Source organism: Gordonia sp. NPDC058843 (assembly GCF_042743165.1).
Taxonomy (GTDB): domain Bacteria; phylum Actinomycetota; class Actinomycetes; order Mycobacteriales; family Mycobacteriaceae; genus Gordonia.
In genome coordinates this window covers 17,154-31,675 of the sequence record NZ_JBHYNC010000001.1, presented here as the reverse complement: position 1 = coordinate 31,675, position 14,522 = coordinate 17,154, and the positions used below count along the sequence as shown (strand labels likewise).

Below are 14,522 nucleotides of genomic sequence, written 5' to 3'. Positions count from 1 at the left end.
TGGCCGGCCACTCAGCCGACGGGGTGGCCGGCCACCTCGGCCGCCAGGACGTCGAGCGAGACGCCGCCGAGAGCCAGTGCGCGCGAATGGAAGTCCTTGAGGGTCCAGTCGGGGTGCAGGCGCAGCGCGGCGGTTCGCGTCTGCTCCCAGACGCGCTGGCCGAGGGCGTACGAGGGGGCCTGCCCGGGCCAGCCGAGGTAGCGGTCGAGTTCGAACCGCAACACCGAGTGGTCCATCGCCACCGATGAGGTGAGGAACGTCCAGGCCTTGTCGGCGTCCCAGATCCCACCGCCGAGGGACTCGGGCGCGGGCAGCCGGCAGTGGACGCCGATGTCGACCACGACCCGGGCCGCGCGCAGACGCTGGGAGTCGAGCATGCCCATGCGATCGCCCGGGTCCTCGAGCCAGCCGAGCTCGTCCATCAGACGCTCGGCGTAGAGGGCCCAGCCCTCGCCGTGCCCGGAGGTGAACGAGGCGAGTTTGCGCCACGAATTGAGGTCGGGATCGACGATCGCCGATCCGAGCTGGAGATGATGCCCGGGAACGCCTTCGTGGTAGACGGTCGTCTTCTCCTGCCACGTGTGGAAGACGGTCTGGTCGTCGGGCACCGCCCACCACATGCGACCGGGCCGGGACAGGTCGGCACTGGGCTGGGTGTAGTAGATGATCCCGGTCGACGACGGGGCGAGCCGGCATTCCAGGCGGGACAACCGCGCCGGGATATCGAAGTGGGTGCCCCCGAGACCGGCGACCGCAGCGTCGGAGGTCGCCTGCATCCAGCCGACGAACTCGGCGCGGTCGTGGATCTGATACTGCGGCTGGCGGTCCAGCCATCCGAGCGTGGCCGCGACGCCCTGACCGGGGAGGAGTCCTTCGGCGATCTCCTGCTGTTCGGCGACGATCTGCTGCAGCCGGGTCATCGCCCACGCATACGCGTCGTCGGGGTCGGCGTCGGCACCGAGGTGGGCCGGGAGGTGCAGCAGATACCGGTCGCGGCCGACGGCGTCGTCGTCGAGGGCCTGACCGATGACCTCGGTGCGCAGATAGTGGGCGAAGGTCCCGAAGGCGGTGCGGGCGGCATCGAGCGCGGTGGCGAGGGTGCCCGCCAGCGCGGAGTCGGCCGCGATCGACGCGGTGTTGCCGCCGATGGCGTCGGCCGCGGACTCCGATTGCCTGGCGACCGCCTCCACCTGCCGTCGGGCGAGCGCGGGACCATGGCGCAACCGATGCGCGAGACCGTCGACGACCCCGGTGAGGGCGGCGGGGACGGCGGTGAGCCGGGACAGGAAGACCTCACGCTGCTCACGCGTGTCGGTGGGCATGAGGTCGAAGACGTCGCGCAGCGCTTGCAGCGGGGAGGCGATGACGTTGCAGTCGCCGATGTGCTCGCCGGCCTCGGCGAGCGCGAGTGCACGGCGAAGCGAGGCACTCATGGTGGCGACGGTGACGCGGTCGATGGCGTCGGCGACCTCGGCCGCGGCCAGCGCGGACACGGTGCCGGCCGCGACCTCGGCGCGCTCGGCACAGGCCTGGGCGGAGAAGTCGGTCAGCTTGTCGTCGTGCTCGCCGTGGCCTATCTCGGTGGCGACGAGGGGATCGAGCGCACACAGCCGATCCAGGTGGGCGTCGGCGATCGCGTCGACGGCGGTGGGCCGGCGGAGGCCGGAGGTGCCGGCGGGGTCGGTGGCGTTCACAGGTCGTCGGTGGCGAACGTGTCGCAGCGATCCGGGTCGCCGGCCTGGTAGCCGATGGTGAACCAGCGCGTCCGCTGTGCGGCCGAACCGTGGGTCCAGCCCTCCGGATTGGAACCCGCGCCCTGGATGGTGTCGTCGCCGATGGCCTTCGCGGTCTGGATCACGGTCGCGATCTGTTCCTCGGTGATGGGTGCGAGTAGGGCGTCGGGACCGTCGTCGGCGTGATGGGCCCACACCCCGGCGAGACAGTCAGCCTGCAATTCGACCCGGACCGAACCCGATCGAGGTCCCTGCGAGCCCATCCGTTGGCCCTTGGCGAGCGCACCGGTGAGGTTCTGGATGTGATGCCCGTACTCGTGGGCCACGACGTACTCCTGCGCGAGGGCTCCGTCGCTGCCGCCCATGCGGCGGAGCTGGGTGAAGAACGTCGGATCGAAATACGCCGTCGAGTCGGCGGGGCAGTAGAACGGGCCGGTCGCCGAACTGGCCGACCCGCAGCCGGTGTTCACCGCGTCGGCGAAGATGACCGTCTGCGGCGGCTGGTACTCGGACCACAGATCCGACCACACCGAGTCGACGCTCACGGTGGTGGCCTTGATCCGGCAGATCGTGTTCTCGTTGGCCATCTCGTAGGTGCACTCGTCCAGTTGCTGCTGGATCTGGGCGGCGTCGGACGAGGTTCCGGCTGCCGTACCGCCGGAGCCGAGCAGGTCGCCGGGGTTCACACCGAAGAACAGCGCGACGATCGTGATGAGGAGTCCGGCGCCACCGCCCAGCGCGATGCGTCCCCCGCCGCCTCCGCCACCGCCGGATACGTTGCCGGTGTCGATCGATCCGCTGCCTTGGAAGGTCACGCGGCCATTCTGGCACGATCGGCACCCGCCTCGGCGCGGTCGCGGAGGTATGCGATTGACGCCCTGGGGCGCGGATACGGCACCATGGACACCTGGTCTGCGTTTCTGCCGGCCGCTTTCGACTCCTGGAAGGATTCTCAGTGCTCCGCACGCATTCCGCAGGTTCGCTGCGCCGCGCCGACGCGTCGCAGACCGTCACCGTCGCCGGGTGGGTCGCACGCCGGCGTGATCACGGTGGCGTGGTCTTCATCGACCTGCGTGACTCGACCGGGCTGGTCCAGGTGGTGTTCCGGGACGAAGCGGTCGCCGCGGCCGCGCACCGGTTGCGCGCCGAGTACTGCGTCGCCGTGACCGGTGTCGTCGAGGTGCGTCCGCAGGGCAGCGAGAACCCGAACCTGAGCTCCGGTGAGATCGAGATCAACGCCGTCGAGCTCGAGGTCCTCAACGAATCGGCGCCCCTGCCGTTCCAGCTCGACGAGTCGCCGGGCGAGGAGGCGCGCCTGCGCCACCGCTACCTCGACCTCCGGCGGGAGGGTCCCAGTGCGGCGCTCCGTCTGCGCTCGAAGGCCAACGCGGCTGCGCGCGGAGTGCTCGCCGCACACGACTTCACCGAGATCGAGACGCCCACGCTGACCCGGTCCACGCCCGAGGGCGCACGCGACTTCCTGGTACCCGCGCGCCTGCAGCCCGGCACGTTCTACGCGCTTCCGCAGAGCCCGCAGCTGTTCAAGCAGCTGCTGATGGTCGCAGGTATGGAGCGCTACTACCAGATCGCGCGCTGCTACCGGGACGAGGATTTCCGCGCCGACCGGCAGCCCGAGTTCACCCAGCTCGACATCGAGATGAGCTTCGTCGACCAGGATGACGTCATCGCGGTCGCCGAAGAGGTCCTGACCGCCTTGTGGAAGCTCATCGGCGTCGACATCGCGACCCCGATCCCGCGGATGACCTACGCCGACGCGATGCGCCGATTCGGTTCGGACAAACCGGATCTGCGCTTCGGTATCGAGCTGGTCGAGTGCGCGGAGTACTTCGCGAACACCCCGTTCCGGGTCTTCCAGGCCCCGTACGTGGGTGCCGTGGTCATGCCCGGGGGAGCGTCGCAGCCGCGTCGCCAGCTCGACGCATGGCAGGAATGGGCGAAGCAGCGCGGTGCGCGCGGCCTGGCGTACGTGCTGATCGCCGAGGACGGCACCCTCAGCGGACCGGTCGCCAAGAACCTGTCCGAGGAGGAACGATCCGGTCTGGCCGCCCACGTCGGGGCGCAACCGGGCGACTGCGTGTTCTTCGGTGCGGGAGATGTGAAGTCGACCCGCGCGCTACTCGGCGCAGCCCGTGGCGAGATCGCCTCGAAGCTCGGTTTGATCAAGCCGGATGACTGGGCGTTCACCTGGATCGTGGATGCGCCGATGTTCGAACCGGCCGCCGACGCGACCGCGTCCGGCGATGTCGCACTGGGGCATTCGGCCTGGACCGCGGTTCACCACGCCTTCACCTCACCCAAGCCGGAGTCGATCGACGCTCTCGAATCCGATCCCGGCTCCGCCCTGGCCTACGCGTACGACATCGTGTGCAACGGCAACGAGATCGGCGGCGGATCCATCCGTATCCATCGCCGAGACGTGCAGGAGCGCGTCTTCGAGATCATGGGTATCGGCCACGACGAGGCGCAGGAGAAGTTCGGCTTCCTGCTCGACGCCTTCGCCTTCGGTGCGCCGCCGCACGGCGGCATCGCCTTCGGCTGGGACCGCATCACCGCGCTGCTCGCCGGGGAGTCGTCCATCCGTGAGGTGATCGCCTTCCCGAAGTCGGGTGGCGGCGTCGACCCGCTGACCGACGCACCGGCGGCGATCACCCCGCAGCAGCGCAAGGAATCGGGGATCGATGCCAAGGCCGCACCCCGGGGCGGCGCCGACCAGAAGGATTCAGACCAGAAGTATCCAGACCAGAAGGACTAAGAGCCGAAGGGTTCTGAAGAGAAGGACGCCGGTAGCGCGTCGGACTGAGCCGAAAAGCGGTGGCCGAACGTGAGTTGGGCCACCGCGAATCGGACGGGGCGCTCGCCACCCGGCGGCTGCCGGCCTTCTGTGATGAGATCTCCTCCATGACGATCAAGGTCGCCCTCGAACACCGGACGGTGTACTCGTTCGACCGGCCGACCAAGATCTACCCGCACGTCGTCCGCCTGCGTCCGGCGCCGCATTCGCGCACCCCCATCGAGGCCTATTCGCTCGACGTCGAGCCCGGTGCACACTTCCTGAACTGGCAGCAGGACGCGTTCAGCAATTACCTGGCGCGCCTGGTGTTCCCGGAGCCCTCGGCCACCCTCGGGATCACCGTGAGCCTGGTCGCAGACCTCACCGCGATCAATCCGTTCGACTTCTTCATCGAGGAGTGGGCCGAGTTCTACGGGTTCTCCTATCCCGCCGAGCTCCGGCGCGATCTCGAGATCTTCCTTCGGCCCGCCGGTGTCACCGAAGGTGAATTCGCCGGTGCACCAGTCCATCCGGAGATCGCGAAGTTCGCGTCGAAGCATCGGCCCGCCGGTCGCATGCGGGTCATCGACTTCCTTGTGCGCCTCAACGCCGCGGTGCGTGACGCCGTCGGTTACACGGTGCGTCTCGAGGCGGGCGTGCAGTCGCCGGAGTACACGCTCTCCAGCGCCATCGGCTCCTGCCGGGACTCGGCCTGGTTGCTGGTCGCCCTGCTCCGCGAGCTCGGGTTTGCGGCGCGTTTCGTCTCCGGCTACCTCGTCCAGCTGACCTCCGACGTGAAGTCTCTCGACGGTCCGTCGGGTCCCGACGCCGACTTCACCGACCTGCATGCCTGGACCGAGGTGTACCTCCCCGGGGCCGGCTGGGTGGGCCTGGACCCGACGTCGGGCCTCTTCGCCGGTGAGGGGCACATCCCACTGGCGGCCACCCCGCATCCGGTCGGCGCCGCGCCGATCACCGGTTCGACCGGTCCGTGCCACGCCACACTGGATTTCACCAACACGGTCACCCGGTTCCACGAGGACCCGCGCGTCACCCTGCCCTACACCCCGGAACAGTGGGGCCGGGTCACCGACCTCGGCGCCCTGGTCGACGAGCGGATGGAACGCAACGACGTGCGCCTGACGATGGGTGGCGAACCGACGTTCGTGTCCATCGACAACCAGACGGACCCGGAGTGGCGCACGGCCGCGGACGGTCCGCACAAGCGGTTGCTGGCCGGGCGGCTGGCAGATCGTCTGAAGACGGCGTACGCGCCGGGCGGTCTCATCCGGCGCAGCCAGGGCAAGTGGTATCCCGGCGAACCGCTCCCGCGTTGGCAGCTCGAACTGATGTGGCGCAGCGACGGTCTGCCGATCTGGCGCGACTCGCAGTGGCTCGCCGACCCGTGGGTGACGCTGGAGCAGTGCGCGGCCGCCATCGAGACCGAGACGAACGGGCCGGACCCGCAGAACCCCGGCGACGCCGGCCGGGCGCGGCAACTGCTCACCGCGTTCGCCGAGGCGCTCGGGCTCCCCGCCGGCCAGGTCGTGCCGGCCTACGAGGACCCGCTGGTGCGGATGCGTGAACTCGCCGCGATGCCGCCCGGGGACCCCGGGACCGACCCCACCCTGCCCACCGCGCGTGCCTTCGCGCAGGCCGAGATCGCCGTCGATGCCGATTCCGAGGACGGTGCGGACGACGAGAGTCTGGCGCCGGCAACGGATTCCGTCCGGCGCAGGCGAGCACTGATCGCCCGGCTCGACGCCGCCGTCACCGAGCCGAGCGCGCACCTGTTGCCGTTGAGTCGCTCGGAGGACCGGACCGCCTGGCAGAGTGCGGTGTGGACGACCCGGCGCGGGCGCATCGTGCTCACCCCCGGCACCTCGCCGGCCGGGCTGCGTCTGCCGCTCAACTCGCTGTCGTGGGGTCCCGCGCCGACGCTCTTCGAGGCCGATCCGACCGCACGCCGAGAGGATCTGCCGGCCGACCCGGCGGCGGCCTTGGGTCACGCCGTGCGCGAGGTGGACCCCGCGCAGTTCCTGCCCCGGACGGCCCTCGTCGCCGAGGTGCGCGGTGGCGTGGTCCACATGTTCATGCCGCCGACGTCGACCCTCGAGGAATACCTCGCGATCATCGAACTCGTCGAGGACGCCGCGGCCGCCACGTCGACGCCGGTCGTCGTCGAGGGGTACGGACCGCCTGCCGATGCGCGGCTCGTCTCGCTGTCGGTGACCCCGGATCCGGGTGTCGTCGAGGTCAACATCCAGCCGACGGCCGGTTTCGCCGAGCAGTCCGAGCTGCTCGAGTCGCTGTACGACCATGCGCGACACGTGCGGCTGGGCACCGAGAGCTTCGATCTCGACGGCAGCCACGGCGGTACCGGCGGCGGAAACCACATCACCCTCGGCGGCGTCACACCCGCCGATTCGCCGATGTTGCGCCGCCCGGACCTGCTGGTGTCGATGCTGACCTACTGGCAGCGTCACCCGGCGCTGTCGTACCTGTTCTCCGGGCGGTTCATCGGCACCACGTCGCAGGCACCGCGCGCGGACGAGGGTCGTGAGTCGGCGCTCTACGAACTGGAGATCGCCTTTGCCGAGATCGATCGGCTCGCGGCCACGGACGCGGGCGGCGGGCGACTCGACGGGGCGCCGCCCAATCCCTGGGTCACCGACCGGGCGCTGCGGCACCTGCTGACCGACATCACGGGCAACACCCACCGGGCCGAGTTCTGCATCGACAAGCTCTACAGTCCCGACTCGGTGCGCGGCCGGCTGGGTCTGCTGGAACTGCGCGCGTTCGAGATGCCGCCGCACCACCGGATGGCGATGGTGCAGTCGCTCCTCGTGCGCAGCCTGGTGTCGTGGTTCTGGGAGAAGCCCTACCGGGCCCGGCTGATCCGCCACGGCAGTGACCTGCACGGCAAACATCTGTTACCGCACTACGTGATCGCCGACATCGCGCTGGTCGCCGAGGAGCTTCGCGAGGCCGGCTATCCGTTCGAGACCGCGTGGCTGGACCCGTTCACCGAGTTCCGGTTCCCACGTCTGGGGACCGTGCAGATCCGGGACCAGGAGATCGAGCTGCGCAGTGCCATCGAGCCGTGGAACACGCTGGGGGAGGAGTCGACCGGAACCGGCACCGCCCGGTACGTGGACTCCTCGGTCGAGCGCGTTCAGGTGCGCGTCCTGGGCGGCGAGGATGATCGTTACCTATTGACCTGCAACGGTTTCCCGATCCCGCTCCGTGCCACGGGGCGCACCGGGGAGCGCGTCGCCGGCATCCGTTTCCGGGCCTGGCAGCCGCCGAGCTCGCTGCATCCGACGATCACCATCGACACCCCACTGACCTTCGACCTGATCGACACCGTCAACAGTCGGTCGGTGGGTGGCGCCACCTATCACGTCGTGCATCCCGGCGGGCGCGCCTACGATCGTCCGCCGGTCAACGCGGTCGAGGCCGAGTCGAGGCGCAACGGGCGGTTCGAGGCCGCCGGACACACCACCGGCACGGTCGACGTCGGACTGTTGCGTGAGCGACAGTCCCGGCAGGCCATCGACTTCGGGGTCCCCGGGATTCTCGACCTCCGGCGGGCACGTACAGTTCTCCGGTGACCTCTTCGCCGGGTAACGGTTCCGCGGTGTTCGACCGCTACCGTGCCGAGGGCCACGGTCTCCTCGATCCGAACCGCCCGCTCGTCGTCTACGACGAACTCCTGGAACCCGACGGCGCGATTCGCCCGGCCTGGACGGATCTGGCCCGGATCTACAATCTGCGCGGCCAGGACCGGTTGCGGGGTTCCGCGGCCCGACTGGCCGCCGCGGTCAGCGACGACGGTGTGGTCTACAACGAGTTCGACGGACACGAGACCGTCACCCGTGACTGGGAGGTCGACGCGGTACCGCTGGTCGTCGACGGCGTCGAGTGGGCCGACCTGGAGAAGGCCATCACACAGCGGTCGATGCTGCTCGACCTGCTGCTGCGCGATCTCTACCGCGATCAGAAGACGATCGCCGCCGGGCTCGTGGCACCCGAGATGGTCTTCGGTCATCCGGGGTACATCCGCAAGGCCGCGCGCCTGGAGGTCGCCGGACCCCATGCGCTGTTCCTGCATGGGGTCGACATCTCCCGCACCGCCGACGGCGACTTCGTCGCCTACCGCGATCGCACGCAGGCACCGTCGGGGATCGGTTACGCGATCGTCGGGCGACGCCTGATGTCGAAGACGTTTCCGCAGCAGTTCCAGGCGTGCGCGCCCCGGCCGATGGCCAACTTCGCCGGGACGATGCGGCTGGCGCTCACCGAGTACGCGCCGCCGGGGGTCGACGACCCGACGGTGGCGGTCCTCAGTCCCGGCAGCATGTCCGAGACCGCTTTCGATCAGGCGTATCTCGCCTCTGTTCTGGGCTTCCCCCTCGTCGAGGGCGCCGACCTCACGGTCCGCGACGGCGCGGTCTACATGCGATCGCTGGGTCGGTACAAGCGGGTGGACGTGTTGTTGCGACGTGTCGACGCCGCCTACGCCGACCCGCTGGACCTGCGCACGGACTCCCAACTCGGCGTCGCCGGGCTGGTCGAGGCGATCTCGCGCGGCACGGTGACGGTCGTCAACACCCTCGGTTCGGGAGTGTTGGAGAACCCGGCCCTGCACACCGTGTTGGAGCGCCTCGCACCCGTCCTGCTCGACGAAGACCTGCGGCTGGGTTCGGTCACCACCTACTGGGCGGGAGATCCGCTGCAGCGCAGCCTGATCCGTGACCGACTGACCTCACTGGTGTTGACCAACACGTGCACGGGGGAGGAGTTCATCGGTCCGCTCCTCGCCGCGGACGACCGAGCCGATGTCGCCGCCCGGATCGAGACGCAGACGTGGCAGTGGGTGGCGCGCGAACTCGAGGCGTTCTCGGTGGCCCCGACGATCACTCCCGGCAGTGGTTCCGGTGGCGCGTTGCGGGCGGCGCCGGTGTCGGTCCGCGCGTTCAGCGTGGCGCAGGGTCCCGGGTACGCGGTCATGCCGGGCGGGCTGGGTGCCGTCCTGGCCGACGGGGTCGAGGGCGCCGCGCACCACGTGGTCGCAGCGAAGGACGTGTGGGTCACCAGCACCGAGGTCGGCGGGCACGTGTCGCGCCGCTCGGAGACGCGCGGGGAGCCGGCCGGCGAGGTCGTCGCGGGCGTCGCGGCGGGCCGACCGGTGACTCGGGAGTACTCCGACGTCGCGGCCGCGGCCAGTCCCCGCGTCCTGGCCGATCTGTTCTGGCTGGGCCGCTACGGCGAGCGGACCGAACTGGTGACCCGCCTGGCCAAGGTGTCCCGCGAGCGCTATCAGGACTTCCAGTACCGGCCGTGGATGTCGGGCACGCCGGCGGTGCCGCTGCTGCTGCACGCCGTCGCCACGGTGACGGGCACCGCGCGTTACCTCGACACCGCCGACCTGTTGATGTCGGGCTCGGACCGACCGCCGTCGCCCGATCAGGTGAACGAAGCGATCGAGAAGATCGCCGACCTCACCGTGTCGAGGTCGGTGCCCGGGACCATCGCGTACTCGGTCGACCGGCTGATCAGTGCGGCCCGGGCCGTCCGGGACCAGATGTCGACCAGTACCTGGATGGTGCTCGCCCCGGTCGAACGCATCATGGCGAGCACGACTCGGCTGGTCGTCCGATCGCGCGCCGACGCGGGCGACGCCGCGCTCGATCTCGGACCCGAACTGGCCCGCGCGCACGACGAGATCCTGCACGGCGTGCTGGCCCTGAACGGACTACAGGCCGAGTCGATGGTGCACGATCCGGGCTGGATGTTCATGGATGTCGGCCGGCGCATCGAACGCGCGGTCACCCTCGCCGATCTCACCCTCGCGATGTTCGCCGACGCGCAGGACGCCGATGTCGAGCAGACGCTGCTGGAGTCCTACCTGGTGGCCAACGAGTCGTCGGTCATCTACCGGCGCCGCAACCGCGGTCTCTACCAACCGGCCAGCGTCGCGGAGTTGCTGTTGTTCGACCCGACCAATCCGAGATCGATGATCTTCAGCCTGGAGAGGATGAACGCAGACCTGTCCTCGGTACCGGAGACGCTGCGGTCGGCCGGCGCCGAACGCGTCGTCCAGGACATGATCGCGGATCTGCGCCGCGGCGATCCCGCCGACCTCGTGCACGTCGACGCCGACCGGAGACGCCCCGAACTCGTCGAACTGATGACGACGCTGCGAGCGGGTGCGCGCGAGCTCTCCGAGCTCCTGACCCGGACCCGGTTCGCCACCCCGCGCCAGGCGCGACCGATCTGGGCCGGTGGGGAATCGTGAGCACGCGCATCTACCGCGTCATGCACCGGACCACCTACACCTACGACGACGACGTGTCGTCCTCGTACGGGCGCTGCCACCTGACGCCGCGCGACCTACCCGGCCAGCGGGTGCACTCGTCGTCGCTGGAGATCGAACCCGAACCCGACGATCGGTCGACGGGGCTCGACGTCTACGGCAACCACGACAGCTACTTCCACGTCCGGACCTCGCACCGCGAGCTCACCGTCACCGCGAGGTCCGTCGTCGAGGTGGATCCCGTGGACCCGGGCGTCCTCCTGAGCCCGGCCGCCCGGGTCCCGTGGGAGCAGGCGCGCCCGCGCGCGGTCGAGGGTCGCGACAGTGCCCTGGCCGCCGAGTTCGTCCTCGATCTCGACCCGCCGGAGATCACCGCCGCGGTCCGGGACTACGCCGCCGGGGTCTTCACCCCCGGCCGCCCGCTGGTCGAGGCCGTCACCGATCTCACCTCGCGGATCTTCGCCGACTTCACCTATCGATCGGGGTCGACGGCCATCACGACCCGGGTCGACACCGTTCTGCAGCGCCGCGAGGGGGTCTGCCAGGACTTCGCGCGGGTCGCGATCGCCTGCCTGCGGTCGCAGGGCCTCGCCGCCAGGTACGAGTCGGGGTATCTCGCGACCGAGCCGCCCCCCGGCAAGGAGAAGGTCTTCGGTGCCGATGCCAGTCACGCGTGGGCGGCGGTCTGGCTGCCCGACGGCCGATGGCTGCCCTTCGACCCGACCAACGACAAGCTGGTCGACGAACGCCACGTCACGCTGGCGTGGGGACGCGACTACGACGATGTGCCGCCCCTGCGCGGGGTCATCTACACCGACTCCACGAAGAGCCGTATCGACGTCTCGGTGGACGTCAGCCCGGCGGATGGCCCCACCCCGGGCTGAACCGGGCACGGTTCGCCGGCTGGTTGCCGAAATCGTTGTTCCGCAGTGGTTTCGATGATCTGTGCGACGATTCGCCTGTCGCAACGTGGTACAGATGAACGAACTGTGCTGTTGCGACATCGTTGCAACGGGTAGGTTGGTGGGCGACATGACGGTCATTACGGAAAGCCGCATCACCAGCGTGGTGCGGGCGGCAGAGGCGCTGCTGTCACACCGCGCCGGATCAGCAGTGGTCCTCGACGATCCCGAGGACCTCGGCGGCAGCGGACGTACCACGGTGGTGCGGGTCCGGGTCGCGCAGAATCCCCTCAGCCTCGACCGATCACTGGTGATCAAGGCACTTCCCGAACACGAGGACCCGCAGGCGTTCCACCGGGAGATCGCGTCGTACAAGTACGCGACGGCGCTGCCCAACGAGTCGCGCCCGGGACCGCAGCTGATCGCGTCGGACTCGGATCTGCGCATCATGGTGCTCTCCGACCTCGGCCACGGCCGTTCCATGCTCGAGTATCTCGCCGGTGTCGACCCGGTCGAGACGTCGCGCGCGGTCAGCGCTTGGGGTCAGGCACTCGGGCGGATGCATGCGGCCACGGTCGGCGGCGAGGGCGACTTCCTCGCCCTGCTGCGCCGTGGACCGTCGGGCACCCAGGGCCGGGACATCCTGCGCGACGAGGCACTGCGGTCGATCGACTCGGTGGCCGGGCACGCCGCAGCGCTCGACGTCGTTGTTCCCGAGCAGGTCGTGAAGTCCCTTCGTACCGCGGCGACGCTGTTCGACGAGGGCGACCACCGCGCGTTCAGTCCCTCCGACGTGGGACCCGAGAACATTCTCCTCAACGACGACGGCGTCCAGTTCATGGACTACGAGTGGGGCGGCTTCCGCGACGCGACCCTCGACATCGCCTACGCGCTCGTCACGATCACCGCCCAGTTGCCGCCCAGGACGTCCGCTCGTGCGACGGACCTCGAGGTGTCGATGGTCGACGCCTGGCGCTCGGAGGTTCATTCGATCTGGCCGGCTCTCGCCCATGAGCGGGAGATGCAGCGCAAGGTGCTGCTCGCTCGTCAGCTCTGGGTGTGGCTGTCGACGGTGTGGATGCTGCCGGGCGACCCGGAGGCCTCCGGCGGCGTCGATGCCGAGACCACCGACCCCGAGTTCGATGTTGCCGATTTCGGTACCGCGGGCTTCACCCATGACTGGGCCCTGCACACGAACGATCCCCGCGTGATCGTCAGCCGCTGGACCGATCTCGCCGCTGCGGCGGGGCGCGCGGGTGACGACGAGATCGCCGTGTTCGCGACCGCGATGGGCGTCGCGCTGCAGCGCATCTGGCTGGCCTGACACGCTCGTGGACGGACTGTTCGACCCACCCGACGATCCTCGGGCCGGTTCCGCTGGAAGCGGACCGGGCGGGCTGACCGCGCCGCCGCCGCCGAGTGCTCCGCTCGCGGTCCGGATGCGACCGCAGAACCTCGATGAGATCGTCGGGCAGCAGCATCTGCTGGGAACCGGCTCGCCCCTGCGTCGGTTGATCAGCGGTTCCGGTGCGGCGTCGGTGCTCCTGTACGGGCCGCCCGGCACCGGGAAGACCACGATGGCCTCGCTGATCGCCCGCGCCACCGGCGGCCGGTTCGAGGCGTTGTCGGCTCTTTCGGCCGGAGTCAAGGAGGTGCGTGCGGTCATCGACCTCGCCCGCCGCCGCCTCATCGGCGACTCGTCGACGGGCGGTCAGCAGACCGTCCTGTTCATCGACGAGGTCCACCGGTTCTCCAAGACCCAGCAGGACGCGCTGCTCGACGCCGTGGAGAACCGGATCGTTCTGCTCGTCGCCGCCACGACCGAGAACCCGTCGTTCTCGGTCGTCGCGCCGTTGCTGTCCCGGTCGCTGGTCCTGCAGCTCCGGTCGTTGACCGACTCGGACATCCGGGAGGTGCTGACGCGGGCGGTCGCCGACCCGCGCGGGCTCGGCGGCGAGGTCGAGGTGACCGAGGCGGCCTACGACCACCTCGTCGCGGTGTCGGGCGGGGACGCGCGCCGGGCGCTGACGGCCCTCGAGGCCAGCGCCGACTCGACCGACCGGATCGATCTCGCCGACGTGGAGACCGCCATCGACCGCGCGGCGGTGCGCTACGACCGGGACGGCGACCAGCACTACGACGTGACGAGTGCGTTCATCAAGTCCATTCGCGGTTCCGACGTCGATGCCGCCGTGCACTACCTCGCACGGATGATCGCCGCGGGGGAGGATCCTCGATTCATCGCGCGGCGCCTGATGATCCACGCCAGCGAGGACATCGGGATGGCCGATCCGACGGCCCTGCAGGCGGCGGTCGCGGCCGCCCAGGTCGTGAATCTCGTCGGGATGCCGGAGGCCAAACTGGCGCTCACGCAGGCGACCATCCACCTCGCGACGGCCCCGAAGTCGGCGGGCGTGGTGTCGGCGATCGGCGCGGCCCTCGCCGACGTCGAGTCGGGCAAGGCCGGAGCGGTGCCTGCGCACCTTCGCGACAGTCATTACCCGGGGGCCAAGAAGCTCGGCAACGGCGTCGCCTACCGGTATCCGCACGACGACCCCGACGGCGTTGTGCCGCAGCAGTATCCGCCCGACGAGCTGGTCGGCACCGATTACTATGTGCCCACCGACCACGGGCTGGAGCGCGAGATCGGGCCGCGGGTCGCGAAGTTGCGGTCGATCGTGCGGGGCGCGGTGTCGCGGCGACGCTCGCGCTGAGTTCACGCAGATGAGAGTCCATGCACCGGTGTGGGGTCCGCCGACGGTAGGCTGTGATGTCGC

The 14,522-nt window shown here is 69.8% G+C and carries 8 protein-coding genes; 6 read left to right on the top strand and 2 right to left on the bottom strand.

All coding sequences use genetic code 11. The features are described from left to right. Positions 1-11: 11 nt before the first annotated feature. The gene (locus ACFW3F_RS00120; RefSeq protein ID WP_388053102.1) at positions 12-1,694 is read right to left on the bottom strand and encodes a DUF885 domain-containing protein; all 1,683 of its coding nucleotides are present in this window, start codon (positions 1,692-1,694) and stop codon (positions 12-14) included. Next, on the bottom strand, positions 1,691-2,548 hold the full coding sequence (locus ACFW3F_RS00115) for a neutral zinc metallopeptidase (RefSeq protein WP_388053101.1): 858 nt from the start codon (positions 2,546-2,548) through the stop codon (positions 1,691-1,693). Before ACFW3F_RS00115 ends, ACFW3F_RS00120 begins: the two co-directional genes overlap by 4 nt. A gap of 140 nt (positions 2,549-2,688) precedes the next feature. On the opposite strand from ACFW3F_RS00115, the gene aspS reads away from it, so the two are divergent. The 6 genes from aspS to ACFW3F_RS00085 all read left to right on the top strand — a co-directional run bounded on the left by aspS (position 2,689) and on the right by ACFW3F_RS00085 (position 14,459). Then, complete coding sequence (gene aspS, locus ACFW3F_RS00110; protein ID WP_388053099.1) at positions 2,689-4,506, top strand: aspartate--tRNA ligase; 1,818 nt, start codon at positions 2,689-2,691, stop codon at positions 4,504-4,506. A gap of 146 nt (positions 4,507-4,652) precedes the next feature. Further along, positions 4,653-8,138 (top strand): DUF2126 domain-containing protein, encoded by a 3,486-nt coding sequence (locus ACFW3F_RS00105; RefSeq protein WP_388053098.1) that lies wholly within the window; start codon positions 4,653-4,655, stop codon positions 8,136-8,138. Further along, entirely contained in the window at positions 8,135-10,825 is a 2,691-nt protein-coding gene (locus tag ACFW3F_RS00100) for a circularly permuted type 2 ATP-grasp protein (RefSeq protein ID WP_388053096.1), read from the top strand. The genes ACFW3F_RS00105 and ACFW3F_RS00100 overlap by 4 nt, the downstream gene beginning before the upstream one ends. Continuing rightward, complete coding sequence (locus tag ACFW3F_RS00095; protein ID WP_388053094.1) at positions 10,822-11,727, top strand: transglutaminase N-terminal domain-containing protein; 906 nt, start codon at positions 10,822-10,824, stop codon at positions 11,725-11,727. The genes ACFW3F_RS00100 and ACFW3F_RS00095 overlap by 4 nt, the downstream gene beginning before the upstream one ends. Positions 11,728-11,875: 148 nt before the next feature. Then, on the top strand, positions 11,876-13,069 hold the full coding sequence (locus ACFW3F_RS00090) for a hypothetical protein (RefSeq protein WP_388053092.1): 1,194 nt from the start codon (positions 11,876-11,878) through the stop codon (positions 13,067-13,069). A 7-nt stretch (positions 13,070-13,076) separates the two neighbouring features. Beyond that, positions 13,077-14,459 carry a replication-associated recombination protein A gene (locus ACFW3F_RS00085; RefSeq protein WP_388053091.1) on the top strand — a complete coding sequence of 461 codons (1,383 nt, stop codon included), beginning with the start codon at positions 13,077-13,079 and terminating at the stop codon, positions 14,457-14,459. Positions 14,460-14,522: the final 63 nt, after the last annotated feature.

Bases quoted from the DNA above. Each gene is read 5' to 3' on its own strand.
- ACFW3F_RS00105 (WP_388053098.1), top strand. From the start codon at position 4,653: ATGACGATCAAGGTCGCCCTCGAACACCGGACGGTGTACTCGTTCGAC.
- ACFW3F_RS00090 (WP_388053092.1), top strand. From the start codon at position 11,876: ATGACGGTCATTACGGAAAGCCGCATCACCAGCGTGGTGCGGGCGGCA.